Genomic DNA, 24,461 nt, shown 5'->3' with positions numbered 1-24,461 from the left:
GTTTGCCAAACCGGAAAGGGTTCCCTGATGTCCCAGAAAACCAATCCCGTGAAAGCCGCCTGGGGGTCGCTGCGCAAGGGCTTTGTTGCAGTTGCCTTCTTCAGCTTGTTTCTGAACCTTCTTATGCTCGCCGGTCCGCTTTACATGTTGCAGGTCTACGACCGCGTCCTGACCAGTCAAAATGTCGACACCTTGATCGCGTTGTCAGCATTGTTGGCCGGTGTATTCGTCGTGGTCGCCTGCCTTGACCTGATGCGGATGCGCATTTTGGGACGTCTGGCCGCCCGCTTTGAGCTGAACGTTGGTGCCCCAGTTCTTGGCGCTGCGATGCGCCGCCGTGTCCATGGCGAAGCCGACGCTGGCGAAAACCTTGTCGAAGACGTGAACGGATTTCGCGAATTCATCTCGGGAACCACGCTGACCGCGTGTTTCGACGCGCCGTGGATCCCGCTCTATCTGTTGGTCCTTTATGCCCTACACCCGTATTTGGGTCTGCTTGGTTTGGCCGGGGCCGTCATGCTGACGATCATGGCTCTGATCAACAACTCGCGCGCCCGGGAACCGATGCGGTCGGCTTCGCAAGCGCGCGGTCGTTCAGATGCCTTGTTCAGCATCAGTGATAAAAACGCCGAGCTTGTTCAAGCGCTTGGCATGAAATCCGATTTGCTGCGACGCTGGACCTCGCTTCAGGCGGAAGCCCATCAGCACAAGACCCGCGCCGCTGACCGGGTTGCCAGCTTTTCTGTCGTGTCCAAGACCGTTCGGATGGGATTGCAATCGGCCATTCTGGGACTTGGTGCGGCACTGGCCATCACCGGAGAATCCACCGCTGGCGTCATGATCGCGGCAACCATCGTACTGGCCCGCGCACTGGCCCCAATTGACCAATTGATCGGTCAGTGGCGCAGCTTTCTGGCCGCGCGCGGATCTTACTCCAAGCTGACTAAACTGACCGAAGAGTTTGCCGAAGCCCCACCCAATCTGCACCTGCCGCGCGCGTTCAAATCTCTGGACGTCAAGATTGCGCAGGCAGGCCCCCCGCGCGCCGTCAACGCCTCGCTCCGCCAGATCGACTTTGGCCTTGTGCCCGGAGATGTGTTGGCAGTTATCGGGCATAGCGGTTCGGGCAAGACCACCTTGGGCAAGATGATTGCCGGTATCTGGCACCCCCAACGGGGCGAGGTTTTGCTGGATGGCAGCCCGATGTCCAAATGGAACCACGAGGATCTGGGCAAACAGATCGGTTATCTGCCACAGGATATCGAGCTGTTCGACGGCACGATCCGCGAAAACATCGGGCGCTTCTCTGTCGCCATAGACGATGCCGAAGTGCTGCGTGCCGCACGCGAAGCCGGTGTGCACGAAATGATCAGCGCCCTTCCCGATGGATATGAAACGCGCATCGGTCGGGGGTTCTTTTTGTCCGGTGGTCAACGTCAGCGGCTGGCACTAGCCCGGGCGCTTTATGGCGATCCGTTTGTGTTGATTTTGGACGAGCCGAATTCGGATCTTGATGCCGAAGGCGAACAGGCCCTGCGCGATGCGATCACGGCGGCGCAGTCCCGCGGCGCAATTGCCATCGTCATGACCCATCGTCCTGCAACGTTGCAGGCTGCCAACAAAGTAGTGGTCCTGCGAAACGGCGCCCAAACACAGTTCGGGGATAAAGAGGACGTCCTGAAGGTCAATCGCCGGAACGTTCTGGACAAACCGACCCAATCCGGGGCGCACGAACCCACTGTGCGCCCTGCCAATGCAACTCAGATCAGCGGAGCTGCCCAATGACCCAGTTGATGAAACGCCCACAATCCCCGAATGTGCTTACCGCCCACGATGTGCAAGTATTGGACATCACGACCGAAGCCTCTGGCATCAGACGCTATGTCCTGTTCGGGTTGTTTACCCTGATGGCTTTCGTCGGCGGCAGCATCTATTGGGCCTTCGCCTCGAAACTGGATGGGGCGGTGGTCGCGCCGGCCTCGTTTGTGGTGGAAGGTGACCGCAAGACGGTTGAACATCTGGATGGTGGCATCATTGACTCGATCTTGGTCACGGATGGTGAATTCGTTCAGGCAGGTCAGCCCCTCGTACGGCTTGACACCTCAGATTTCGACGTAGATCTGAGTGTTCTGGGCAGCCAATTGGGCGAGTTGTCGGTCCGGCGCGCCCGCTTGCTGGCGCAGATTAACGGCACGGACAGGTTTGACGAGCCAACCGCTTTGGCCGGGTTCAGCGATGGAATGCAGCGGCTGCATTGGTTGTCGCCTTACCTGACGCAGAAACAACTATTTGACGCCGAAGCCCGCGCCCGCCGGACCGAGGCTCAAATCAACGCGCAACGCATTCAGGGGCTGCGCAATCAGATCGCCGGCCTGAACGAACAACGCCTCTCGACCCAAAACCAGAAGGACATCACGCAGGTTGAGCTGTCCAATCTGAAATCCTTGCTGGACAAAGGGCTTGTGGCCGTCACACGGGTCAGCGCGCGCCAGATCGAAATGGAACGTCTGGGCGGTGTCGATGCGTCGTTGCGCACCCAGATCGCGCAGGCCCAGGACCAGATGCAAGAGTTGCAACTGTCCCTGCTCAGCCAACAAAAGCTGCGCGACGAGGTGATCGCCGGAGAGCTTGCGGTTGTGGATGCCCAGCTTGATCTGATCCGGTCACAATATTCAGGGGCATCGGAACGGTTGAAACGAACACAGGTCCTGGCCCCTTCCAGCGGGCGGGTCGTTAATTTGGCAGTATCTACAACCGGCGGCGTCATTCGCCCCGGAGAGGCGATCATGGATATTGTTCCCGCCAATCAAGCCCTGATCGTCGAAGCACGTATCAAGACCGCCGACATCGACAAGTTGCAGATCGGTCAGGCAACGCGCATTCGCCTGTCAGCCTTTACGCAGACCGATGTGCCTGAAGCCAGCGGCCGGATTTTTGACATCTCAGCCGACGCGCTGGAGGACGATCGCACCGGCGAGCCTTATTACAAAGCCCGGGTGAAACTGGATGCCGATCAACCCACCGAAGTCGCCGCACTGGATCTGTTGCCAGGAATGCCCGCGGATCTGTTTGTGAAAACCGGCGAGCGCGCAGTAATCAGCTACCTGTCACAACCAATCAGTGACCGGCTCGCCAAGACTTTTATCGAGTGACTTGTTTTGCCCGCATCCGGCTTGCCGGGTGCGGGTCGTTCACGTCTTTCTCGTGACTAAATGCAGCAGGTTAGACGCCGTATCGCGCCATGAACATATCAACGGCCTGCGTCGCAATTGCATCCAACTCTGCTTTGGAAAAGCTCTTTTGAACGCCAATGGCAGCGCGGGTCCAAATCCGAACCTTGCATAGTTCACTAAACTGTTCGGCTGCCAATTGCAGGTTGTCGATGGCCAACTCACCCTTGTTGACCGCCTTCTCCAGATATTCGACCATCTGGCGCTGACCGTTCTGCGGTCCGGCCTCATAAAATGTTTGGCCCAGCTCCGGGAACCGGTCCCGCTCGGCGATGCAGATGCGGAACATCTGTTGCGAGAAGTCCGAGACCAAAAAACTCGTGAGCTCTGTTGCAGCGATTGTCAGAACTTCGCGTGCCGGTTTGCAATCGTCCACCATCGCCACGACGTTTTCCGCCATCCGTCTACACTCGACCTGCGCCACCTCCATGAAAAGCAGCCGCTTGTCGGGGAAATAACTGTATAGCGTGGCCTTAGAGACCCCGGCGGCACGGGCTATATCGTCGACGCTTGCACCTTCGAAACCATCCGCCATGAAAACCTCTCGGGCTCCGCGCAGGACCTGATCAAATTTTCGGCCTGTACGCAGAATGACGGCTGCTTCGGTCATGTACTCTCCTTCGGTCGATTGGGTGACAAATGTTTAAACCGTTCAGTTCAGATACAACAAATCGCACAATTAGCAGGCATCTGGCAACACAGATGACGTTAGGTTTTCGATTGACCGGTTAAGTTAATTTACAACGCGCGTCCCCAAAACCCTTTAACTGGCCCGTCATATCTTGCAGCCTGTGTGTTACGTGCTACCACTTTGCACATGGTCGATATCTTTCTGCGCACACTGCCTTTTTTCGCAATCATCGGCCTGGGATACTGGGCCGGGCGCAGTCGATTTTTTTCCGAAGAAGCAACGGCGTACCTGACGAAATTCGTTTTCTATTTTGCGCTGTCGGCCATGCTGTTTCGCTTTGCCGCCACCCTGCCCTTTGCGGATATTTTCAATGCAAGGCTAGTCGTTGGATACTTGATCGGAACCGCCGCTGTGTACGTCTTGGCGACGGTTGTCGCATGGATACGTCGGCTTGATATCCCGACCGCAGCGGTAGAGGCACAATGCGCGGCCATCGGCAATGTCGGTTTTCTGGGCCTGCCCATGCTGGCGCTGCTTTTTACCGAAGCCGCGATTGGCCCGGTTATGCTGGTTCTGACGGTTGATCTGGTGGTGTTTTCATCCCTGATCGTCATCTTGATAAATGGCGGGCGCGACGGGCGGTTGAAACCTGCAACCTTCCGACTGATCGGGATCGGGTTGATCAAGAATCCGATGATCGTTTCGATCTCGGCGGGAATGCTCTGGTCCGCGTTGCAGATTCCTGTTCCTGTCCCATTGAACGATTTCCTGACAATTCTGGGCGGGGCAGCCACACCGGGTGCCCTGTTCGCTATCGGAGCTTCTCTGGCCAGTAAATCCGCCGAACGCGTTCACATTGCAGGCTGGTTGAGCTTTTGCAAACTTGTCGTTCACCCAGTTTGTGTCGCCGTTGTGTTGATTTGGATTTTGCCCGTGGCAGCGTTTCCTGCTTCTGTCGCCATCGCTGCCGCGGCACTGCCAGTGGCGGGTAACGTCTATATGCTCGCCGCCCATTACAGGGTGGCCCCGCACCGTGCATCAGCTGCGATACTACTGTCCACAGCGGCCAGCATTCTGACGGTGCCGTTGGTCATCGCCTGGGTCGGAACGCCCTGATCTAAGCCTTGTGAAAAATGGCACACCAAAGCCGCGCAGCCTTTACGTATCGAGCGTGTAAGGATAGCCATGTCGCAAACCCAACGTAAGGACGAAACCAAATGGAAACCCTTTCGGAAAATGCATGTTTCGGAGGCGTTCAGGGCGTCTACCGCCACGCCTCGACTGCCTGCCAATGCGACATGACCTTTGGCTTGTTCCTGCCAGCCGAGGCCAAAGACGGCCCGGTTCCGGTATTGTGGTATCTGTCAGGCCTGACCTGCACCCATGAAAACGCAATGACAAAAGCAGGCGCGCAGGCCTGGGCGGCTGAACAAGGCATCGCGGTGGTCTTCCCGGACACCTCGCCGCGCGGTGAGGGTGTTGCCGATCACGATGATTACGATCTGGGCCAGGGCGCCGGGTTCTATCTGAACGCCACGCAGCAGCCTTGGGCGCCGCATTTCAACATGTGGGATTACGTGGCCGAAGAATTGCCTGCTTTGCTGATCGAAAACTTCGCGATCGACGCGGAGCGTCAGGCCATAACCGGACATTCGATGGGTGGTCACGGGGCGCTGACGCTCGCGATGAACCTGCCGGGTCGCTTCCGGTCTGTCTCCGCCTTCGCACCTATATCGAACCCGACGGGTGCGGATTGGGGTCGCAAGCAACTAAGCGCCTACCTTGGCGACGATGAGACGGCATGGGTCAAACACGATGCCTCGGTCATGATGAAAGAAATCGGCTTTGATGGCCCTATCCTGATCGACACTGGTGCCAGTGACCAATTCATCGACTTGCTGCGCCCCGAAACTTTGGCGCAGGCGATTGCCGAACGTCGTCAGCAGGCAATCTTCCGCCTGCAACCGGGCTACGATCATTCGTACTTCTTCGTGTCGACCTTCATGGAAGACCACATCACCTTCCACGCCGAGGCACTGTACGGAGACTGAGGCATGAGCCAATACGACTATGACCTGATCATCATCGGGTCCGGCCCCTCGGGTCGTTCGGCCGCGATACAGGCGGGCAAACTGCAACGGCGTGTTCTGGTGATCGATCGCAAGGATCGGTTTGGCGGCGTGTCCGTCCACACCGGAACGATCCCGTCAAAGACCCTGCGCGAAACGGTACTGAACCTGTCCGGCTGGCGCGAGCGCAGCTTCTATGGCCGCTCGTACCGCGTCAAAGATCAGATCCGGGCCGAAGACCTCAAGGCGCGTCTGCATATGACGCTGGATCATGAAGTTGACGTGCTGGAACACCAATTCAACCGCAACCATGTGGAGACCCTGAACGGGTTGGCCAAATTCGTTGGGCCTCACGAGATTGAGGTTGCCACTGATGCCGGTGAGACCACGAGACTTACGGCGGCCAAGTTCCTGATAGCAACCGGAACAAAAACCTATCGCCCGGATTATGTGCCATTCAACGGAAAGACCGTTGTGGACGGTGACGACTTTCTTGAGATGGCAGAGATCCCGCGCTCGCTGGTCGTGATAGGTGCCGGAGTAATTGGTGTGGAATACGCCACCATGTTCTCGGCATTGGACGTTCGGGTGACGTTAATCGAACCTCGTGAAACCTTCTTAGATTTCATCGACACCCGCCTAATCCATGATTTCACCCATCAGATCCGCGAAAACGGCGTGGACCTACGTTTGGGCTCAGCCGTTCAAAAGATAGAAGACGCTGGCGGCCATGTCGAAGTCACGCTCGAGAATGGCCGCCACGTGCGTGCTGAAATGTTGTTGTTCGCCGCCGGGCGCATGGGGGCGACATCGGCATTGAACCTGCAGGCCGTTGGCTTGGAAACCGATCATCGCAACCGGATCAACGTGGATCGCAAGACGTATCAAACTGCTGTGGCGCATATCTACGCGACTGGCGATGTGATTGGGCACCCATCATTGGCCTCAACCTCGCTGCAGCAGGGCCGCGTGGCAGCCTGTCACGCGCTGGAAACCCCTACCCTGCCGGAAAGTCCGTGGTATCCTTACGGCATTTATTCAGTCCCCGAGATTTCAACTTGCGGCATGTCCGAAGAGGAACTGCAGGAACGCGGCATCCCATACGAAGTCGGCGTGGCGCGGTTCCGGGAGACTTCGCGCGGGCATATCATGGGGTTGGAACATGGCATGCTGAAGATGCTGTTTTCACTGAAAACCCGCCGGGTGCTGGGCGTGCAGATCGTGGGCGAAGGTGCGACCGAGTTGATCCATATCGCGCAGGCAGTCCTGAATCTGAAGGGCACGGTGGATTACTTCGTGCAGAATACGTTCAACTATCCAACCCTTGCCGAGGCCTATAAGATCGCTGGTTTGGATGCATTCAATCGGATGCCAATCCCGGACGAGTTCAAAGTGCGCAAGAAGCCCGCTGAAAAGGCCGAGAAGAAGGCCGGGAAAGCGTGACGACGCTCTATATCGATGGCGATGCCTGCCCCGTGAAAGCCGAGGCTGAACGGGTTGCAACCCGGCACAAAGTTCCGATGGCACTGGTGTCAAACGGTGGCTTGCGGCCGTCTGCAAACCCATTGGTGCAGGTGGTCATCGTGTCTGAGGGTGCGGATGAGGCAGACAAATGGATCGCCGAACGATGCGGCGCAGGGGACGTAGTGGTAACCTCGGATATCCCGCTGGCCGCAAAATGTGTTGAGGCCGGCGCTCGGGTCCTCCGTCCAAACGGTGAAGCCTTTACCGCGGCCAATATCGGCCAGCAACTGGCCATGCGTGATTTGATGGCCGACTTGCGCGCATCCAACCCATTGGGCGCGGGTGGCGGCGGAAAACCCTTTGGCAAAGCTGACCGATCCCGGTTTTTGGACGCCCTGGAACGTGAGTTAAGGGCTGCGCAGCGGGGCTAATCCTCCCGCTTGCCAGCGACGCATCATAGATGCGTCTTTGACAATTGGGCCGGGCAGCGCTGCGCGCTGCGGTTGTGCCTTGAACAATCCCGTCGCGCTTGGTTCAGTGGCACCAACTAAGGAACAAGAAGACAGGTACGTACATGTCGGTGAAAGCTGTTGTTTTTGACATCGGGAATGTTCTGATCGAATGGCAACCCGAACGCTATTACGACCAGGTCATCGGGGAAGAGCGCCGTCGTGCCATGTTCTCGGAAGTTGACCTGCACGGGATGAACGACCTGGTTGACCAGGGTCATCACTTCACTGACACAATCTATGATTGGGCCGAGAAATACCCGGAATGGCGGGATGAAATCCGCATGTGGCACGACAAGTGGATCGAACTTGCCGCGCCCGAGATCCCCCACTCGATCCGTCTGCAACGGGCCTTGCGGGCCAAAGGCGTGCCGGTTTTTGCATTGACCAATTTCGGGGTGCAAAATTTCGACTATGCGACGACGGTTTACCCGTTCCTCAACGAGTTCGACAAACAATACGTGTCGGGACGGATGCAGACCGTCAAACCGCATGTTCCGATCTATGAAATGGTCGAAGCGGATTGTGGACTACCGCCCGAGGCGCTTTTGTTCACCGACGACCGACTCGAAAATATCGAAACGGCGCGCGCCCGTGGATGGCAGACGCACCACTTTACCGGCCCACAGGGTTGGGCGGACCGACTGCTGCAAGAAGGTCTACTGACGGTCGAAGAGGCGCTGTAGCTCAGGCGGTGACGGGCGTTGGGCGGTTTTCGCGAATGGGAAGGTGGACGATGGCACTGAACGCCCCAATTGCGACTCCGATCCACCAGACCATGGTGTAGTCGCCGTACTGGTCATACATGCGCCCGCCCAACCAGACGCCCAGGAAACTGCCGACCTGGTGGCTGAAAAAGATGATCCCATACAGCGTTCCCATGTAGCGCAGTCCGTAGAGATGCGCGACCAACCCCGAAGTAAGCGGAACGGTGGCAAGCCAAAGCGAACCCATGACCAGCGAAAATACGATGACCGACAGGGGCGTGATAGGGAACACAATGAAGGCCGCCGCCGCAAGTGTGCGCGCCGTATAGACACCTGCCAGAAGGTATTTTTTGGGAAAGTGGTTCCCGGCCCAGCCCGCCAGCAGCGTGCCCCCTATATTGGCCAGACCAATCAATGAAATTGACACGGCCCCTAGTGCTGATGTGGTTGTGATGCCAATAGACTGCAGAACGCCACCGGGTTGTATGGGTCCGCACATCTCGGTCACGAAAGCGGGGAAATGTGCGGTGATGAAGCCAAGCTGATAACCGCAGCTGAAAAAGCCCAGAAAGATCAGCGTATAGGATGGATCGCGGAAAGCCCTGGTCAGGATCTGACTCATGCTTTCTTCGATCTCTGCTTTACTGGCAGCCTGCGGGGCGCGCATGAACGGCAGTGTCAGCACCAGTGCCAAAATCGCTGCAGCGAATACAATGAACACCTGCTGCCAGGGCATAAAGCTTAGCATCCATTCGGCTGTAGGCGCCCCCAGAAGCTGACCGAAACTGCCAGCAGCTGTGATAATCGCAAGCGACATAGAGCGGTTTTCGTCCGACGATGCCCGCGCCACCACGGCAAGCACCACGCCAAATCCTGTTCCCGCGATACCGAACCCCACAAGCCATGCGTACATTTGGTGCTCGAACGGAGTGACGGACCAGGCCGACAGAACCATACCCGCCGCGTAGGTCAGAGCCCCTAGAATAATTGCGCGCCTGTCGCCGACCTTTTCGGCGATGGCCCCGAAAACCGGCTGCCCAATGCCCCAGGCCAAATTCTGAATTGCGATTGCCATCGAGAAGTCCGAGCGCAGCCAGCCGAATTCATCTGCGATGGGGATCTGAAACACGCCAAACGATGCGCGCACGGCAAAACTGACGGTGATGATGATACATCCGACGATCAGGATGGGGTTCAGCAAGCGCGTGTGTTGGGGCATTAGGTCCTCGGGCGTTCAAGAACCAGACGTTACCGCGTTTAGGTTGTGCGTCAATTCAGGAGTTTTGCGGTCACGGATCAGCAAAATTGATGCGTCCGAGAAATGGCTGCTTTTCAACGGGCAAACCGGGCGCTATGCCTCAAAACATGACGGGTTTGATATCGCTTTATGACACGCAGGTGGCCGACGGCACCCTGTCCAGAGACGACGCTCAAGAGGCCGTTCTTCCTCATTTCGAACGTATCCGGGCGGCATTGGCCGAACCTGTGAAACGGGGGTTCTTTCGAAAAGCCCCGCCGCCGCCCAAAGGTTTATATCTGTGGGGCGGAGTCGGGCGCGGAAAATCCATGCTGATGGATATGTTCGTCGACTCTTTGGCAGACATCCCCGCCCGCCGAGTGCATTTTCACGCCTTTATGCAGGAAATCCACGCAGGCATGCACAAGGCCCGTAAGGACGGAGTTGAAGACGCGTTGGCTCCGGTGGCCGCCTCGGTGATCAAGTCCGCGCGCGTACTGGCATTTGACGAAATGCAAATCACCGATATCACGGACGCGATGATCGTTGGTCGTTTGTTTGATCTGCTGCATGAAGGTGGTACCGTGGTCGTGACGACATCGAACCGCCATCCGGATGACCTTTACAAGGACGGGCTAAACCGTCAGCTATTTTTGCCTTTCATTGCACATATCAAAGAACAGCTTGAGGTGTGGGAGCTGATCTCACCCACGGATTACCGCCAAAACCGGCTGGAAGGCGCACCTGTTTACTTTACGCCCATAGGCCCCGAAGCACGCGCGAGCATTCGCAGCGTCTGGAATGACCTGGCCGGGGGGGCGGCGGACCCGCTGATCCTGCAGGTCAACGGTCGTGCTGTAGAACTGCCAGCTTTCCGAAATGGCGTGGCGCGGGCCAGTTTCTATGACCTTTGTGGAAGGATGCTGGGCCCGGCAGATTATCTTGCCATCGCGGAAGAGGTCAAAGTTCTGGTGCTTGAGGACATCCCGCGCTTGTCGCGCAATAATTTTAACGAAGCCAAACGGTTCGTAACGTTGATCGATGCACTGTATGAGGGAAAAGTCCGCTTGATCTGTTCAGCTGCGGCAGAACCCGAGATGTTGTATGTCGAAGGTGAAGGCACATTTGAGTTTGAACGCACCGCGTCGCGCCTGCGCGAGATGCAGGATCAGGATTGGGGGCAATAGGAGCGCTGCCCCCGCCGCGCTTTGCGCGACTCCCCCGGGATATATTGGCCAGATGAAGCTGTGCGGATGCGCCTTTTTCAGCCGTTCTCGCGCAGAATATTACCGGCCAAGTATAGCGATCCACAGATCAGAACCCGCACCTGCGGGTCATCTTCAGTAATCTTTTTCAGGGCCTCGGCCACACTATTGGCAGTAGACGCTGCTAGCCCAACCCGAGCGGCAGATTTAGCAGTGTCTTCGGCGCTCAGTGTATTGACCTCACCCGGGATAGAAACTGCCGTCAGGCTTTGCGCCTGAGCGGCAAGCGGCGCCAGATACCCGGTGACGTCCTTTGTGTTCAACATCCCGCAGATCATGTGGGTTGGACGTGCAGGCAGCTTCGCCAGTAGATCGGCCAATGCCAAACCTGCGGCGGCGTTGTGACCGCCATCCAGCCAGAGTTCGGCCTCGGGGGCCTGTTCGACCAGCGGGCCGGTTTTCAATCGCTGCATGCGGGCTGGCCATTCAGCCTTGGTCACCGCAGCCTCATAGGCGTCTTCCCCAAGATCCAGATGACGCAATACCGCTAGCGCGGCGCCGGCGTTTTGATACTGATGTGCGCCCAACAGATTTGGCAGCGGTAGATCGCGCAGGCCAGTTTCGTCCTGATAGACGAGCCGCCCGTTTTCTTCGGTGACGTGCCAGTGTTGGCCATGCACCAACAAAGGTGCACCCAGACGCGCGGCAGTGTATTCAATGACCTCCAGCGCCTCATCCTGTTGCGGGCCAACGATGCAGGGAACACCGGGCTTGATGATGCCGGCCTTTTCCGCTGCGATCTTGCCCAAGGTATCGCCCAGATATTGTTCATGGTCGATTGAAACCGGCGTGATGACCGTCACCGCCGGGTCGTGAATGACATTGGTCGCATCCAACCGGCCACCCAACCCGACCTCAAGCAACGTGTAGTCCGCCTTGGACCGGGCAAAAGCCAGCAGGGCCGCGCAGGTCGTGATCTCAAAATACGTGATGTTCTCGCCACCATTGGCGGCATAACATTCGTCCAGAACCGCCGTCAGATCCGGTTCGGAAATCAGTTCACCCGCCAGACGAATACGCTCATGAAACCGGGCCAGGTGGGGTGAGGTGTAGGCATGGGCGGTCAGCCCTGTCCCTTCCAGCCCCGCTCGGATCATGGCCTGGGTCGAGCCCTTGCCGTTGGTTCCCGCGATGTGGATCACCGGCGGCAGTTTGTTTTGCGGATTGTCCAGCGCGGCCAGCAGACGCCAGACACGATCCAAGGTCAGGTCAATGATCTTGGGATGCAGCGCCATCATCCTTTCCAGGATGACGTCCGATGTCTGAGGGGTCATTTCTCTTCCGCGTCTTCAGCCGGGGCTTCTGCCACTGCATCTTCGGATTCGGGCGCTGGCAGATCACCTTTGACCGCCGGAGGCTGGTTCATCAACATCCGCGTGATGGTGATCAACTCATCGCGCATTTCGGTCCGCTTGGTCACACGGTCCAACATGCCGTGATCCAACAGGTATTCGGCACGCTGAAACCCTTCGGGCAGCTTTTCCCGGATCGTCTGTTCGATCACGCGTGGACCGGCAAAACAAATCAGCGCATTGGGCTCTGAGATATGGACATCACCCAGCATCGCGTACGAAGCCGTCACACCGCCCGTTGTTGGGTGAGTCAGCACTACGATGTAGGGCAGATTTGCCTCTTTCAGCATTTCTACTGCCACGGTTGTGCGGGGCATCTGCATCAGGCTCAGGATACCTTCCTGCATCCGTGCGCCGCCAGCGGCCGAAAACAGGATCAGCGGGCGCTTTAGCTTCACCGCCTCTTGCGCGGCCGCGATGATCGCGTTGCCGACATACATGCCCATGGATCCGCCCATGAACGAAAAGTCCTGCGCAGCTGCCACAATCGGGGTTCGGCCAATTTCACCAAGGGCGACCAGCATCGCTTCTTTCTCGCCCGTTTTCTTTTGGGCGGCTTTCATCCGGTCGGGGTACTTTTTCTGATCGCGGAATTGCAGCGGATCGTCTTTGGGCGCGGGAACCTCGACCTCGGTAAAGATCCCACCATCAAACAGATGATCGAACCGCTCGCGCGGAGTGATCGCCATGTGATGATCGCACTGGGTGCAGACATTCTGGTTTTCTGCCAACTCACGGTGAAACAGCATGGTTCCGCATTCATCGCATTTGTGCCAAAGATTCTCCGGCACTTCTCGGCGCGAGAAGATCGAGTTGATCCGTGGGCGGACGTAGTTTGTAATCCAGTTCATATCGGAACCTTGGCTTGTGCGGCTTTGACGTCAAATAAGACGCTACGGAAAGAAATGCAATCAACGCCTGAGCGCAACCCGCGCTGTTAGCCAACTGACGATCATCACAGCAAAATCCACATACAGCCATTGCCGCAGCGCCCCGGTATCCGACATGTCGTAAGGAAGCAGATACAATGCCAGACCACTTAAGCCATCGGGTAAGGAAACAAACAGCAGAGCGACCATATTGTTGAACAGGTGCAATGCGATAGCAGGCCCCAACGTCCCTGACCGTGCCGTCAGATCCGCCGCCATCAGGCCGAACATCCCGGACCACACAGCAACCAATAGCGCGTTGTCTCCGGCCGCGCCGGGGGCATAGTGACCTGCCGCGAACAAAATCGACGGTACGCCCAACCAAATAACCGGCGATCGGAATCGCGCTGCCAGACTTTGCTGAATGTATCCCCGAAAAAGCACCTCTTCAGCGCTTGTCTGAATCAGCACTGCAAAAAGCGAGAAAGGCAGAAGCAACAACCAGGTCGACAGTGCCAAATTCTGCGTCAGCGTTGCGCCCATGCCATATGGCGGCAAGATCGCCACGACGATCCCAACGATCAGCAATGCCTTAAAAACATTCCAAAATTGCCCAATGCCCTCGCGCCATGGACCACAGATTGAGCGCAGCGTTCGATGTTGTAGGCGTTTTGAAGCGATGGACACGCCCAATGTAATGAAGCCAAAGCTTGCCAGCAGCACCAAAAGTGCAACCGGGGATGCGCCGGTCAGCAAACCTTGGGCCCATTCGACGGATCCAAGACCCGCAACCAATCCAAAAAGTAGGAAGTTCAGAAGGATGCCAACCACGCCAACAATGGTCAGCCCGACAAGCAGGCGCCAAAGCTCTGGCCGTGCGCGCGAAGGTGCAACCAGTCGTTCATGCGCCATGTATCTGCCGGGGCGGGCGTCAGGCATTGTCGGCCGTGTCCCGGTTCGGCTCGTCATCATCGAAGATCAATGAGGTTGCATTGGCGGCGTTCAGCCTTTCGGAAATCGTAGTCAGATAGCCGGCAACCGTTTGCAGCAGCTGCATTGCAACACCTGCGTCACTTTCAATTACCGCGCGCAATTCCTCGGCCCCAATGCGCAGGAACGAACAATTCTTGACCGCAACCAAATCAAATTGCCGAATTTCGCCTGTGATAATCGACAAGTCTCCGATCAGACGCCCCGGCTCGATGACCGAGATCGTACGCGCGGTTCCGTTCCCTTCATTCCAGATCAGGTCGGCTTCGCCCGAAATACACAGATAAGCGGCATCTGGCGTTTGCCCTTCGGAGAAGATGATCTGCCCGGCTGCGGCATCGTACCATTGCGCCGAAAACGCCAGAAGGCGCTGGTTGCGACCGTCAATGCCGGAAAACAGCTCGGTCGACGAGATAATCTTGAGCTTACGGCTCAGGTCATCCGTTGAGCTGGCCTCTTCTTCTGGGCGGGTCCGCGAGACGCCGTCAATTCGACCATCCTTGATCTCGACGAACAGATCATAGGCTTCGGGATGGGCAAAGTAATCCTCCATGAACACCATGATGGAATCCGGCAACAATTCCCGCAGTTTCAGCCGGGTTCTCAGCCTGCTCTCGGAATCATGGCTGGCCAGAGCTTTGTCCAGGATCAACACATCAGGACGCTTGATTCCAGCGCGCGAGAATGCGGCGCGTTCCTGAAATACCGTCGGCAGATTATTCCCACCCAGACCCGAGGGCAGGTCATAGATAATGGCTGCCGCCCGGCGGCGCAGGCCAGCTTCGTTCATGGCTTCGGCGACGACATCTTCGATTTCATCCGTGTGTGCCCCTGCCATCAAAGAAACCCGCCCGAACAGGGCATTTTCCATGACAGTCATGCGTTCAATATATGCTTCCGGCGTGACCGGAACGAACATCCCATCCATCGAGGCACGCAGCTGTTCCGCTTGCCCCCTTCGGATGGCCAAGATTTTATCTTTGTACTCGTCTGGAAAATCAGGCCCGATCTGTTCCGCCGTCAGTAGGAACGGAACGGTCAGCAACAAGGCACGCTCGCCCTCGCTGATTGCTTCATCCCCTTTGGCTTTGCGCCGATCCTCGATATCAAGCAGACGGTGGAACATATCCTTGGCCATACCCAGACGAAGGAACAGCGGGTGATCTGCCCCGTCCCGCCCAAACGTCTGGTGCAGTGTCTCCAGCACCGCGCTTGCAATGCTCATCGCGTCATCATCCAGATCGTGATGGCGCAGCATCCACATGAACCGATCATCGCCCGCCAGAATATCCGGTGAGATATCACGCGACGGAGCGGCAAACAGCAGGTTGCCCCCCAGCGGTACAGCCGGGTTAAAGCGGTCCGGTTCGAACCGATAGACATACCGCGCTAGGTCTTTTTCTTCCAACCTCTGCGCGACCGTGTCGCGCAGGTTTACGATATCACGCGCAAGGGCAGAATGTTGCACTGGATCAAACTGAGTACGTAATGTCCGGCGGAACATGAACTCGTCGATGCCCATCGCCTCGACTAGCTGGAACCACCAGTTGCGGATATCCTCGATGTCTTCCAACCCTGCCAGGCCGGGATCGATCCACTCATCCGAGAGGGAATCCGGAGGGTTCCCGGCCCGCACCGCTTCGATCTGCCACCGGCTTGGGGCCTTCTTCGCGTCGGGTTCGTGTTGTGGATGGGTTCGCAACGGCATCAAAAGGTTATCGCCCAAAGTCCCGTCAAACAGATAGGGTCGCGAATAGGCATAGCCGATCCGCGCTGCAATTACCGTCTGATGGAGTTTTAGCAGATCGTGACCCGCAATTGTGACGCTGCCTTGTATCGGCAAAAGCTCTCGTGTCAGCAGTTGCGCCAACGCGCCGCGCTCGGCGGCGCTTGACGACTGAATAGCAACGCGGGCACCCTTGGGGATGGTCAGGTCGATATCTTCAAGGATGGTTTTCCCGTCATCATCGCGCACTGTTACATTGCGCAGTTCGATATCGCCGCTGAGATGCGGAATGGACTCAGGCTCACCCACAAATAGCTCTTCAGGGATCATGTTGTCTGGGGCAAAGCGTTCAATCACGATTTCCCAGCGCAACGACATATCCTGAACCTGGTTGTAATAGGTCAGCAAGTCTTTCCATGGGCCACTAAGGTCCTTGTATGCCCCAAGCGCCGCGACCAACGCGCCCACTGTCACCTCACCCGTAATCGCCAGATAGCCACCGACCGAATAGAACAGGAACGGCGTCATCTGAGTGATCAGATTGTTGAGGAACTTCATAAAGAACTTCTTGTTGTAGATCTTGAACCGGATCTCGAACAAGGTTCCCAACCGGTGGCTGAATTGTGCCAACCGATAGCGCCAGCCGCCATTGGCCCGCAAATCGCTGATGCCCGCCGCGCTTTCGCCAATTTCCGAGCTGAGGTGGCGGACCTGCTGAATACGTTCCTTGTTCAGCAGGTTGATCTGGCGCTGCAGTTTTGGGATCAGCCATGCCTGCAACGGAATCAACGCGATGCTGGCCAGACCGAACCAAACGCTTTGCATGAACAGAAAAGTGACAATGGTCATCATCTGACCAAACTGGAACACCGGCTGGGCAATCGCATCACCCATCAGACCGCCCATCGGTTCGGCCTCGGAGGTGATCATTGAAACAAGTTCACCCTGGCTGGTGGTGGCAAAATACGATTTCGGGAATCGCATCGAGCGGTGAATCAGCGTGAACCGAAGCCGGCGCAGCATACGCTCGGCCAATATGCCCTTCATCGTGTTGATGCGCATCTTCATCAAGCCGCTGGCGATTACAGTGGCCAAAAATGCGAAACAGAGGATTAGCAGATATTGGACCTGCGTGAAGGTGAACCCAAAAAGTGTAACGCTATCGTTGGGCGCACCAATTGCGTCGTTGATGATCTGTTTTGGCAGCTCTAGCGAGGCGTAGAGAAACGGAAACGACAATACCGTCAGAAACAACAGCACAAGCTGCTGCTTTTTCGAGTGTTTCCAGATGAACGAAAATAGTGTGGGTTCCATGCCCCGGCCTTGCCTCAAAGAATTTAGTACGCGGTTTTTCGGATAATCCAAAGCAATCAGGTGCCGGACGGTACGCACAGTCCCAGGTGATTGCAAGAACGGCGATGGGGGCCTTAGCAGACACAACCAAAACCGCCCAGTCACAACCACGTTAGTGTCGGGCAGTTTTATGCGGATTTCGCCAATTCGGCCTTATCCTCGCCGTTGTCTTTGACTAAAGAAGGTCAAGTTCAGACGATGGGATCATGGGCAAACTTCTCGAACGATATCTACACCGCAAAACTATTGCGCGTTGGCAACGCGCCGTTCAAGACGCGGCCGGGGCCACGAACCCCCAATTGCGTCAACAGCGCGACGAGGCGCGCAAACTGCGTGCGCAATTGGACCGTTTGCTACGGGAAGCAAACGAAAGACTGACGCTGCCCCTGATTGGATCAAAGCAATTCCCCAAACCGCTGGGTACTGACTGGTGCTGGCGACCTGATTTGTGGCGGGGTCCCTTGCCCCGGCCCGGTCTCGCCTCAATCCCGCGTAAGGTCGAATTGGATCAGCAGGTAAAGGTATTCCATGACTGCGCTCTATCCGAGATCAGTGTGCGACAGGCACGAAACATGGACGAAAAGGACCTGGCCGCTTTTGGACTTGGCGTCGAAGTGTTTGGCTTTGCGGGGTCATTCCTGTCCGTGTCGCTGGATTTGCCGCCCGAGGCTGTGCAAGGTCTGACGCGGCAGCACCTGATGCGGGTCGATGCCCAGATTGAAACAGAACGTCCGCTGGACGTGACCGCGCGATTGAATATTCGGCACGGCCCAAACACTGATTCCGTTCCACGGTCTCTTGATTTGTCGACAAGTTCGAATGTTCTGGATTTCGATCTTGCCAATTTGCCGCTGAACGAACGGCGTATAGACAAGATCTGGCTGGATCTGGTTCTGACCAATCCGGCTATGAACCGCATAGTTCTGCGGGACCTGACCCTTTGTCGCCACCACCGCGCCGACATGTGAGAGCATTGGCAATGACACAACCAACCTTGACCCCAACCCTGTTCGAAAACGGCATCTGGCGCGGGTACCTACAGGCCGACACTGAACTGCATGTCGAAGTCCGTTACATGGGCCAGGCGCTGGAGGGTGTATTCATGACCGCCACCGATGGTGGTTGGGAGCTGAGTGTGCCAGTGCCATCAACCGCGATTGCCGACGGTGTTCATTGCTTTGTAATAGCCGATGCAAACACATCACAGAAGATCGGTGAATTCACAATCATTGCGGGTGCATCAGCCGCGGATGATTTGCGGACCGAAATCGCTTTGTTGCGGGCGGAGCTGGACTTGTTGAAACGGGCATTTAGACGGTCTCAGGCACCTTCGGACTGATCCGGGTTTTCTTCGTTTCCAAGGCTTTGTCTATCTTTCAGGCGAAATCCGTGCATCATAAATGTCATCCGAAGCAACCCGGGTGCGAAAATGGACCGCAGCAGTATCGTCAAGGTCATCGCTCTGATGGTGACAGGGTTCGGGATCGGTATCGACTTTACCGGCGCTCTTATTCTTGTCCCAGCCATCGAAAATAGCTTTGACGCTGATATTACCAGCACCCAGTGGGTTCTGAACATCTACGCCTTGTTTTTTGCCATGACCATGGTCGCTGGGGGGCGCATGGGGGACATGTTCGGGCATCGCAAGATGATGATCATCGGGCTGGCAATCTTTCTATTTGCGTCCGTCATGTGCTTTGTCTCTCCCAGTCTCGACTTCCTGATCGCCGCGCGTGCTTTGCAAGGGATTGGTTCGGGTTGCGTCTGGCCTTGCACGCTTGCTTTTGGCGCCACCAAAGTCTCGCGCCCCGAACACCGCGCCATGATCATGGGTATGATCCTCGCCGGTGTGACCAGCGGCAATGTCTTTGGTCCTCTCATCAGCGGCGCCGCAGTCAGCTTTGGCGACTGGCGCTTGTTCTTTCTTGCAAACGTGTTGTTTTCGACCATTTCGATGGTTACGGCCCTGATCCTTATGGAGCGTGAAACTCAACACAAACAGGGCCAACATATCGATTTCGCCGGAATAGGTATTCTTTCGTTTGCCGTTCTTTTGCTGCTTTACGGGCTGGACATCGGTGCGGACTGGGGCTGGACGTCTGTCCCGCTGCTGATGTTGTTCTTCGTCAGCGCCGCGCTGTTCTTCTTTTTCCCGCAAGTCGAGAAGCGCGTGAAAGAACCTCTTTTATTGCCTCAAATGATGCAAAACCGCGAGTTTCGGATCACGCTGGGACTGAACATGTTCAACGTGTCGGCGGCATTTGTAGGGCTGCTATACTTCCCTCAATACATGCAAAAGGTCCTTGGTTGGTCCGTGTTTGAATCCGCGATTGGGCTTGCCCCACTGACACTCCTGCTGGCCGTCGGCTCAATTGTTTCGGGCACGCTTTATAATGATTTCGGGCCAAAGCGCCTGCTGTTCTGGGGGTATTTGATCGCAACGACCGGCGCTCTCAGTATTATTATCTTGCCGGCGGGGCTGGGATATTTTCAGATTTTGCCCGGCATGGCGATGATCGGGCTGGGCGCAACGTTGACGGTTGGGCCATCAGGCACTGCAGCCGTTTGCGCCGTCAAACCTGAACGCGCCGGACTTGTCGGCGGGCTGAGCTTTATGACCCATCTGGTATACGGCGCTATATCCGTCGCCTTCGCGACCGCAATAATGTATGTCGTCAGCCTGTCCAGCCTCAGTAAACAGCTGGTTGCGGATGGGATCAACATGTCTGCAACCGATCAAAAGGCGATCAACGGTGGAACGCTTACGACCGGTACGGCCCGCGCTATCATGGAAAAGCTAAGCTCGGAAGAGGCCGATAAGGTCAAATCCGCCGTCGCTGCCGCATTCGATGCAGGTATGAACATGGCCTTTGTTTTTGCGGCCATCTCGGTCTCGATAGGCATTGTTCTGGCGATGATGCTTGACGAAGAAAAACTGCACAAGGTTGAGGGCTGATCCCGGCCTTTGCAGACAGGGCCGCCTGTATCGGCGGCCCTGTTTTTCTTATTGAGACGGTCCGTTGGGATTGAACGCCGACAAACCTTTGAGGATGTCGATGGCGTAAGCCAGCTGATAATCCTCTTCCCGCAATTCAGCCGTGGCTTCGGCTTTGGCGCGGTCTTCTTCGATCTGACGAATTTCATCTTCGCTGAGGCTGTCATTGTTTAGGCTGCCGCGCAGGTCAGCTTCGGACCGCGTGCGGGCGTTGGCTTCCTCTTCCTCGGCATCCGGCGCAGGGCGCGGTTGTTCAACGATGATGTCGGGGCTGACGCCAAGTGCCTGAATTGACCGGCCCGAGGGCGTGTAATAGCGCGAGGTCGTCAGACGCATTGCACCATCGCCACGCAGCGGCATGACCGTTTGCACCGATCCTTTGCCAAAGCTCTTGGTGCCGACAACGATCGCGCGACGGTGGTCTTGCAGCGCGCCGGCCACGATTTCCGATGCAGAGGCGGACCCGCCATTAATCAGGACAACGATTGGTTTACCTTCGGCCAGATCACCCGCTGTTGCATTGAAACGCTCACCGTCGCTTGGGTCACGACCACGGGTGGACACGATCTCGCCTTCGTTCAGGAACGCGTCCGAAACTTTGATTGCCTGGGTCAGCAGCCCGCCAGGATTGTTCCGCAGGTCAAGGACAAAGCCATTGACCTTGTCCAGACCACCAGCTTCTTCGATCTGTTCATTCAGGCCTTCCTGTAGGTTCGGGAAAGTCTGGTCGTTGAATGTGGTGACACGCAGAACAACGCTGGTGCCTTCGGTTCGGGCACGCACGGCTGTTAGCTTGATGGTGTCCCGGATGATGGTGATATCAAACGGCTCTTGCTCGCCCTCACGGACGACCGTGATCACGATTTCCGACCCAACCGGGCCACGCATCAGATCCACGGCCTTGTCCAATGTCAGGCCAAGGATGCTTTCCCCATCGACATGAGTGATGAAATCACCCGCTTCGATCCCCGCCTCATCTGCCGGGGTATCGTCGATCGGCGAGACAACTTTGACATAGCCTTCTTCCTGCGTGACCTCGATGCCTAATCCTCCGAATTCGCCACGTGTCTGCACACGCATCTGCTCAGCATCATCTGGCGAAAGGTAGCTGGAATGCGGATCAAGCGACGTAAGCATACCGTCGATGGCCGCTTCGATCAGCTCTTCCGGCTCCACGTCTTCGACATACTGGGCGCGGATACGTTCAAAAATATCCCCGAACAGATCCAGTTGCTCGTACACGCTGGCCTTCCGGTCAGCCTCTTGCGCCAGCAAAGGACCAGCAATTTGTGTAGTTGCGATTACACCTGCCACGGTTCCGGCCAGACCGGCCATCAGAAATTTCTTCATACTCGTTTATCCATCCTTGTCGGTCCGAAACCATGATTCCGGGTCCACGGGGCTATTATTCTGTCTTACCTCTATATAGAGCGTTTCTGACCGGCCAGTTCCAGTGCCATCACTGCTTGTTGACAAAATTGCGCCGATTTCGGGCGATTCACCCGGCATTAAACCCACCGGAGTGCCTTCGGGGATCACCTCGCCCATGTCTCCGTAAACGTCTTGCAACCCGGCGAACACGAACAACAAGCCCGGTTGCGGCTCGAGGATCATGACGTTCCCGAGCTCCAGCAATGGTCCACGATACCGGATCGTTGCCGCAGTCGGCGCTGTAACAATTGCCCGAGGACGGGTGGCCAGAACCACACCGGGGCGCGTCACACCAGCCGCGTCAGTCTCATCCGCGCGGTGCAAAACTACGCCTTGGGTCGGCAATTCAATCCGCCCCTTGCGGTCAGAGACATCCGCATCTGTTTCGGCAATTTCGCCTTCCGAGATTTCGGACAATCCACTGGCAAAGCCGTCCAACGTCTCGGTTGATGAAATCAGGATGGCCGTGCGAACCGGATCTTCGACAAAGCGACGGGGCAAATCCGTGCGGTCAGCGATGGCTTCACTGAGGCTGGTGCGCGCGTTTTGCACACCGGTTAACCCTTCGACCAGAGTGTCTGCAGCACTTTGCTGAAGCTTCCGAAGGGTCTGGACCTCTTGCAGATCATGGGCCAGTGCCTGCGCGCGCGCGTTCAGTCCGGGAGTAACTTCGGACAGCATCATGCCTGCCCGTGCGGAACCTAGGGGCCCGGACGGGTGCAGCATCAGAACGGGTGGTGCCGTGGTCTCAATGGTCTGCAATACACCCAGAAGCTGCGCGACCTCCTGTTCCCGCGACCGCAATTCTGCTGTCAGCTGTGCCTCGCGGGTCGCTGCCATGCGCAACCCGTCCCGCATCGCTGAAAGCCCGGCCTCATAAGCCTGGATAGTTTCGGTCAGGGCACGCACGCGGTCGCGGGCACCGTCGGCTTCGGTCAAGTTGATCGAGGCCTGTTCTAGCATGCGCGCCGCATTCAAGGCCGCCGTGGACGGATCATTCTGCGCGCTGGCAGGCGACGCGAAACACATCGCAAAGATAAGCGCGCGCATCCTCATGACAGCAGGCTCTTCCCCGTCATCTCGGGTGGTTGCTCAAGACCCATCAGTTCTAGCAGCGTCGGGGCCAGATCGGAAAGGCGGCCGCTTCGCAGCGAGACACCTTTTGGCCCACCGACCAGCGCCACGGGAACCGGGTTCAGAGTATGCGCGGTGTGCGGCCCGCCGGTTTCGGGGTCAACCATGACCTCGCAATTGCCGTGATCCGCAGTGACGATCATCGCGCCACCGACCTTGTTCAGCGCCGCTACAACCTGCGACAAGCCCTGATCGACGGCCTCACATGCCTTGATTGCGGCTTGCAGATCGCCCGTGTGACCAACCATGTCGGGGTTGGCATAATTGGTGATGATCAGGTCATAGCCTGCCTCGATCGCCTCGACAAACTTCGCCGTCACTTCGGCCGAAGACATCTCGGGCTGCAGGTCGTAGGTGGCCACTTTGGGCGATTTCGGCATAAACCGGTCTTCGCCTTCCTCGGGCGTTTCCTTGCCGCCATTGAGGAAGAATGTGACATGGGGGTATTTTTCGGTCTCGGCCAGACGGAACTGGCGCAACCCCTTCTTGGCAACCCACTCACCCAGAGTGTTCACGATTTTCCGCTTGGGGAACACGGTTGTCATATAGGCATTGTGACCGTCGGAATATTCGACCATTCCCAACAGGGCGGAAAGCTGCGGGCGCGGGCCGGTATCGAAGTCCGAAAAGCCCGGTTCGCCAATCGCGCGCAAGATTTCACGGGCGCGGTCCGCTCGGAAATTCAGACAGAAAACCCCGTCACCATCCTGAATGCCGTCGTAACCTTCCAGAACAGTGGGAGCGATGAACTCATCGGTTTCAGACTGGTTATATGCGTGATCCACAGCGCCATGCGCGGTTGTGGCAGCCCGACCCTGGCCTTTGACCATCGCATCATAAGCCTCGCTGACGCGTTCCCAGCGATTGTCCCGATCCATTGCAAAATACCGACCACAGACCGTGACGATGCGCGCCCCGTCGGGCAAACGACCTTCAAGCTCAGACAGGTAAGTAAATGCCGATTTCGGAGCGACGTCGCGCCCGTCCGTCATGGCGTGCAGCGCCACCGGAACGCCTGCATCAGTAATAGCCTTGGCAGCAGCGACGATGTGATTCAAATGGCCATGGACGCCACCGTCCGAGACCAAACCCATCAGGTGCGCCGTTCCACCTGCTGCCTTCACCTTTGCTATGAAGGTCTGCAATGCGGCATTGTCGAAAAAGCTGCCATCTTCAATTGCCAGGTCGATCTGCCCCAGATCCATCGCAACAACGCGGCCCGCCCCGATATTGGTGTGACCCACCTCGGAATTGCCCATCTGGCCGCTGGGCAAGCCAGCATCCGGGCCATGTGTAATAATGGTCGCGTGCGGCCCATTGGTCATGATCGCATCAAAGGTCGGAGTATTTGCAAGGTACGGCGCGTTAGACCGTGTGTCTTCGGACAGGCCCCAACCATCAAGAATGCACAGGACGACGGGTTTGGGGGCGGTCATTGCGGCTCTCCGGATTTCTGCTCTGGTCGGTCTTGTATCGCCTGCCCTCGGGCAATTGAACCT

At 57.1% G+C, this 24,461-nt stretch carries 20 protein-coding genes; 11 read left to right on the top strand and 9 right to left on the bottom strand.

Annotation, left to right across the window (positions count from 1 at the left end; genetic code table 11):
* The first annotated feature begins 27 nt into the window (after positions 1–27).
* Both AC2FLJ_RS15050 and AC2FLJ_RS15045 read left to right on the top strand, forming a co-directional pair.
* Entirely contained in the window at positions 28–1,785 is a 1,758-nt protein-coding gene (locus AC2FLJ_RS15050; RefSeq protein WP_496706546.1) for a type I secretion system permease/ATPase, read from the top strand.
* Complete coding sequence (locus tag AC2FLJ_RS15045; protein ID WP_496697793.1) at positions 1,782–3,152, top strand: HlyD family type I secretion periplasmic adaptor subunit; 1,371 nt, start codon at positions 1,782–1,784, stop codon at positions 3,150–3,152. The genes AC2FLJ_RS15050 and AC2FLJ_RS15045 overlap by 4 nt, the downstream gene beginning before the upstream one ends.
* Positions 3,153–3,222: 70 nt before the next feature.
* Here the strand turns inward: AC2FLJ_RS15045 and AC2FLJ_RS15040 are convergent, their stop codons facing one another.
* Complete coding sequence (locus tag AC2FLJ_RS15040; RefSeq protein ID WP_282169497.1) at positions 3,223–3,840, bottom strand: TetR/AcrR family transcriptional regulator; 618 nt, start codon at positions 3,838–3,840, stop codon at positions 3,223–3,225.
* A 207-nt stretch (positions 3,841–4,047) separates the two neighbouring features.
* Here AC2FLJ_RS15040 and AC2FLJ_RS15035 point away from each other — a divergent pair, with 207 nt between their 5' ends.
* The 5 genes from AC2FLJ_RS15035 (at position 4,048) to AC2FLJ_RS15015 (ending at position 8,589) form a co-directional block, all read left to right on the top strand.
* On the top strand, positions 4,048–4,977 hold the full coding sequence (locus AC2FLJ_RS15035) for an AEC family transporter (RefSeq protein ID WP_282169498.1): 930 nt from the start codon (positions 4,048–4,050) through the stop codon (positions 4,975–4,977).
* Positions 4,978–5,078: 101 nt separating this feature from the next.
* Positions 5,079–5,912, top strand: coding sequence for an S-formylglutathione hydrolase (gene fghA / locus AC2FLJ_RS15030; protein WP_496706543.1), 834 nt, complete (start codon positions 5,079–5,081; stop codon positions 5,910–5,912).
* 3 nt (positions 5,913–5,915) lie between these two features.
* Positions 5,916–7,373, top strand: coding sequence for a Si-specific NAD(P)(+) transhydrogenase (gene sthA, locus AC2FLJ_RS15025; RefSeq protein ID WP_496706541.1), 1,458 nt, complete (start codon positions 5,916–5,918; stop codon positions 7,371–7,373).
* Positions 7,370–7,825 carry a YaiI/YqxD family protein gene (locus tag AC2FLJ_RS15020; RefSeq protein ID WP_058272080.1) on the top strand — a complete coding sequence of 152 codons (456 nt, stop codon included), beginning with the start codon at positions 7,370–7,372 and terminating at the stop codon, positions 7,823–7,825. Before sthA ends, AC2FLJ_RS15020 begins: the two co-directional genes overlap by 4 nt.
* A 143-nt stretch (positions 7,826–7,968) precedes the next feature.
* Positions 7,969–8,589 (top strand): HAD family hydrolase, encoded by a 621-nt coding sequence (locus AC2FLJ_RS15015; RefSeq protein WP_108859718.1) that lies wholly within the window; start codon positions 7,969–7,971, stop codon positions 8,587–8,589.
* A gap of 1 nt (position 8,590) precedes the next feature.
* Here AC2FLJ_RS15015 and AC2FLJ_RS15010 read toward each other — a convergent pair whose 3' ends face one another.
* Entirely contained in the window at positions 8,591–9,829 is a 1,239-nt protein-coding gene (locus AC2FLJ_RS15010) for an MFS transporter (protein WP_496706538.1), read from the bottom strand.
* 146 nt (positions 9,830–9,975) lie between these two features.
* Here AC2FLJ_RS15010 and zapE point away from each other — a divergent pair, with 146 nt between their 5' ends.
* Positions 9,976–11,034 (top strand): cell division protein ZapE, encoded by a 1,059-nt coding sequence (gene zapE / locus AC2FLJ_RS15005; protein ID WP_496706536.1) that lies wholly within the window; start codon positions 9,976–9,978, stop codon positions 11,032–11,034.
* Positions 11,035–11,111: 77 nt separating this feature from the next.
* Here the strand turns inward: zapE and AC2FLJ_RS15000 are convergent, their stop codons facing one another.
* The 4 genes from AC2FLJ_RS15000 to AC2FLJ_RS14985 are packed head-to-tail and all read right to left on the bottom strand — an operon-like array spanning position 11,112 to position 17,363.
* Positions 11,112–12,386 carry a bifunctional folylpolyglutamate synthase/dihydrofolate synthase gene (locus AC2FLJ_RS15000; RefSeq protein WP_496706534.1) on the bottom strand — a complete coding sequence of 425 codons (1,275 nt, stop codon included), beginning with the start codon at positions 12,384–12,386 and terminating at the stop codon, positions 11,112–11,114.
* On the bottom strand, positions 12,383–13,315 hold the full coding sequence (gene accD, locus AC2FLJ_RS14995) for an acetyl-CoA carboxylase, carboxyltransferase subunit beta (protein ID WP_058272084.1): 933 nt from the start codon (positions 13,313–13,315) through the stop codon (positions 12,383–12,385). Before accD ends, AC2FLJ_RS15000 begins: the two co-directional genes overlap by 4 nt.
* Before the next feature lie 60 nt (positions 13,316–13,375).
* Positions 13,376–14,272 carry a CPBP family intramembrane glutamic endopeptidase gene (locus tag AC2FLJ_RS14990; protein ID WP_496706532.1) on the bottom strand — a complete coding sequence of 299 codons (897 nt, stop codon included), beginning with the start codon at positions 14,270–14,272 and terminating at the stop codon, positions 13,376–13,378.
* The gene (locus tag AC2FLJ_RS14985) at positions 14,265–17,363 is read right to left on the bottom strand and encodes an ABC transporter transmembrane domain-containing protein (RefSeq protein ID WP_496706530.1); all 3,099 of its coding nucleotides are present in this window, start codon (positions 17,361–17,363) and stop codon (positions 14,265–14,267) included. Before AC2FLJ_RS14985 ends, AC2FLJ_RS14990 begins: the two co-directional genes overlap by 8 nt.
* 245 nt (positions 17,364–17,608) lie before the next feature.
* Between AC2FLJ_RS14985 and AC2FLJ_RS14980 the strand changes: the two genes are divergently transcribed.
* From AC2FLJ_RS14980 to AC2FLJ_RS14970, 3 genes are all read left to right on the top strand, one after another.
* Positions 17,609–18,370, top strand: coding sequence for a DUF6478 family protein (locus AC2FLJ_RS14980; protein WP_496706528.1), 762 nt, complete (start codon positions 17,609–17,611; stop codon positions 18,368–18,370).
* A gap of 11 nt (positions 18,371–18,381) precedes the next feature.
* Positions 18,382–18,741, top strand: coding sequence for a hypothetical protein (locus AC2FLJ_RS14975; protein WP_496697816.1), 360 nt, complete (start codon positions 18,382–18,384; stop codon positions 18,739–18,741).
* A gap of 90 nt (positions 18,742–18,831) precedes the next feature.
* Positions 18,832–20,358: an MFS transporter gene (locus AC2FLJ_RS14970; RefSeq protein WP_496706526.1), complete on the top strand. Its 1,527-nt coding sequence runs from the start codon at positions 18,832–18,834 to the stop codon at positions 20,356–20,358.
* Positions 20,359–20,406: 48 nt separating this feature from the next.
* Here the strand turns inward: AC2FLJ_RS14970 and AC2FLJ_RS14965 are convergent, their stop codons facing one another.
* The 3 genes from AC2FLJ_RS14965 to gpmI are packed head-to-tail and all read right to left on the bottom strand — an operon-like array spanning position 20,407 to position 24,398.
* Positions 20,407–21,747, bottom strand: coding sequence for a S41 family peptidase (locus tag AC2FLJ_RS14965; protein ID WP_058277149.1), 1,341 nt, complete (start codon positions 21,745–21,747; stop codon positions 20,407–20,409).
* Positions 21,748–21,753: 6 nt separating this feature from the next.
* Positions 21,754–22,884 carry a murein hydrolase activator EnvC family protein gene (locus AC2FLJ_RS14960; protein WP_282119417.1) on the bottom strand — a complete coding sequence of 377 codons (1,131 nt, stop codon included), beginning with the start codon at positions 22,882–22,884 and terminating at the stop codon, positions 21,754–21,756.
* The gene (gpmI, locus tag AC2FLJ_RS14955) at positions 22,881–24,398 is read right to left on the bottom strand and encodes a 2,3-bisphosphoglycerate-independent phosphoglycerate mutase (RefSeq protein WP_496706524.1); all 1,518 of its coding nucleotides are present in this window, start codon (positions 24,396–24,398) and stop codon (positions 22,881–22,883) included. The genes AC2FLJ_RS14960 and gpmI overlap by 4 nt, the downstream gene beginning before the upstream one ends.
* Positions 24,399–24,461: the final 63 nt, after the last annotated feature.

Source organism: Ruegeria sp. CDSA034, from assembly GCF_059612275.1.
Note: the sequence above shows the minus strand (reverse complement) of the source record. Positions and strands in the feature narration are given on the sequence as shown.

Excerpts from the sequence above, each read along its gene's own strand:
- AC2FLJ_RS15050 (WP_496706546.1), top strand. The coding sequence starts at position 28 with ATGTCCCAGAAAACCAATCCCGTGAAAGCCGCCTGGGGGTCGCTGCGC.
- AC2FLJ_RS15045 (WP_496697793.1), top strand. The coding sequence starts at position 1,782 with ATGACCCAGTTGATGAAACGCCCACAATCCCCGAATGTGCTTACCGCC.
- AC2FLJ_RS15040 (WP_282169497.1), bottom strand. The coding sequence starts at position 3,840 with ATGACCGAAGCAGCCGTCATTCTGCGTACAGGCCGAAAATTTGATCAG.
- AC2FLJ_RS15035 (WP_282169498.1), top strand. The coding sequence starts at position 4,048 with ATGGTCGATATCTTTCTGCGCACACTGCCTTTTTTCGCAATCATCGGC.
- fghA (WP_496706543.1), top strand. The coding sequence starts at position 5,079 with ATGGAAACCCTTTCGGAAAATGCATGTTTCGGAGGCGTTCAGGGCGTC.
- sthA (WP_496706541.1), top strand. The coding sequence starts at position 5,916 with ATGAGCCAATACGACTATGACCTGATCATCATCGGGTCCGGCCCCTCG.
- AC2FLJ_RS15015 (WP_108859718.1), top strand. The coding sequence starts at position 7,969 with ATGTCGGTGAAAGCTGTTGTTTTTGACATCGGGAATGTTCTGATCGAA.
- AC2FLJ_RS15010 (WP_496706538.1), bottom strand. The coding sequence starts at position 9,829 with ATGCCCCAACACACGCGCTTGCTGAACCCCATCCTGATCGTCGGATGT.
- zapE (WP_496706536.1), top strand. The coding sequence starts at position 9,976 with ATGACGGGTTTGATATCGCTTTATGACACGCAGGTGGCCGACGGCACC.
- AC2FLJ_RS15000 (WP_496706534.1), bottom strand. The coding sequence starts at position 12,386 with ATGACCCCTCAGACATCGGACGTCATCCTGGAAAGGATGATGGCGCTG.
- accD (WP_058272084.1), bottom strand. The coding sequence starts at position 13,315 with ATGAACTGGATTACAAACTACGTCCGCCCACGGATCAACTCGATCTTC.
- AC2FLJ_RS14990 (WP_496706532.1), bottom strand. The coding sequence starts at position 14,272 with ATGCCTGACGCCCGCCCCGGCAGATACATGGCGCATGAACGACTGGTT.
- AC2FLJ_RS14985 (WP_496706530.1), bottom strand. The coding sequence starts at position 17,363 with ATGGAACCCACACTATTTTCGTTCATCTGGAAACACTCGAAAAAGCAG.
- AC2FLJ_RS14980 (WP_496706528.1), top strand. The coding sequence starts at position 17,609 with ATGGGCAAACTTCTCGAACGATATCTACACCGCAAAACTATTGCGCGT.
- AC2FLJ_RS14975 (WP_496697816.1), top strand. The coding sequence starts at position 18,382 with ATGACACAACCAACCTTGACCCCAACCCTGTTCGAAAACGGCATCTGG.
- AC2FLJ_RS14970 (WP_496706526.1), top strand. The coding sequence starts at position 18,832 with ATGGACCGCAGCAGTATCGTCAAGGTCATCGCTCTGATGGTGACAGGG.
- AC2FLJ_RS14965 (WP_058277149.1), bottom strand. The coding sequence starts at position 21,747 with ATGAAGAAATTTCTGATGGCCGGTCTGGCCGGAACCGTGGCAGGTGTA.
- AC2FLJ_RS14960 (WP_282119417.1), bottom strand. The coding sequence starts at position 22,884 with ATGAGGATGCGCGCGCTTATCTTTGCGATGTGTTTCGCGTCGCCTGCC.
- gpmI (WP_496706524.1), bottom strand. The coding sequence starts at position 24,398 with ATGACCGCCCCCAAACCCGTCGTCCTGTGCATTCTTGATGGTTGGGGC.